General features: G+C 62.8%; 1 pseudogene. It reads left to right on the plus strand.

Annotated elements, in window-relative coordinates:
* A pseudogene (locus ACIOZM_RS11580) lies at positions 1-1,361 on the plus strand (phosphoenolpyruvate-utilizing N-terminal domain-containing protein); the annotation flags it as partial.

Here is a 1,361-nt window from a genome sequence, read left to right on the forward strand (position 1 = left end):
CGGGGTATTTGTGATCGGCCTGGTGGATAACGTGCTGCGCTCGATCGGCAAAGTCAGCATGGCACCCAACGAAGGTCTGGTCGGCCTGGTCGGCACGCGTGAAGAACCCCTGAACCTCGAAAACGCCGCGGATCACCCGCGCTATCGCTACTTCGCCGAGACCGGTGAAGAGCGTTACGCCTCATTCCTTGGTGCACCGATCATTCACCACCGTCGCGTCGTCGGCGTGTTGGTCATTCAGCAAAAAGAGCGCCGCCAGTTCGATGAAGGTGAAGAAGCCTTCCTCGTGACCATGAGCGCGCAGCTTGCCGGGGTTATTGCCCACGCCGAGGCCACTGGTTCGATCCGTGGTCTGGGCCGTCAGGGCAAAGGCATCCAGGAAGCCAAGTTCGTCGGCGTACCGGGTTCTCCGGGCGCGGCGGTCGGTACCGCGGTGGTCATGCTGCCGCCGGCAGACCTTGATGTGGTGCCGGACAAACACATCACCGACATCGACGCCGAACTCGGGCTGTTCAAGACCGCCATCGAAGGCGTGCGCGCCGACATGCGTGCCTTGTCCGCCAAACTGGCCACCCAGTTGCGCCCGGAAGAGCGCGCACTGTTCGACGTCTACCTGATGATGCTCGACGATGCCTCGCTGGGCAGCGAAGTCACCACTGTGATCAAGACCGGCCAGTGGGCCCAGGGCGCGCTGCGTCAGGTGGTCACCGATCACGTCAACCGTTTCGAATTGATGGACGACGCCTACCTGCGTGAGCGTGCATCGGACGTCAAAGACCTTGGCCGTCGCCTGCTGGCTTATCTGCAGGAAGAGCGTCAGCAGAGCCTGGTCTACCCGGAAAAAACCATTCTGGTCAGCGAAGAGCTGACGCCGGCAATGCTCGGCGAGGTGCCGGAAGGCACGCTGGTCGGTCTGGTTTCGGTTCTCGGTTCGGGTAACTCCCACGTCGCGATTCTGGCGCGGGCGATGGGTATTCCGACGGTGATGGGTCTGGTCGACCTGCCATACGCCAAGGTCGACGGCATTGAAATGATCGTCGACGGCACACGCGGCGAGGTCTACACCAACCCGAGCGAAGTGCTGCGCAAGCAATTCGCCGAAGTGGTCGAAGAAGAGAAACAACTGGCGCTGGGCCTCGACACCCTGCGCGACCTGCCGTGCGTGACCCTCGATGGCCACCGCATGCCGTTGTGGGTCAACACCGGCCTGCTGGCGGACGTGGCGCGGGCGCAGAAGCGCGGCGCCGAGGGCGTTGGTCTGTATCGCACCGAAGTGCCGTTCATGATCAACCAGCGTTTCCCGAGCGAAAAGGAACAACTGGCGATCTACCGCGAGCAGCTCGCCGCGTTCCACCCGCAAC

The organism is Pseudomonas sp. NPDC087346 (genome assembly GCF_044744235.1).
GTDB lineage: Bacteria > Pseudomonadota > Gammaproteobacteria > Pseudomonadales > Pseudomonadaceae > Aquipseudomonas.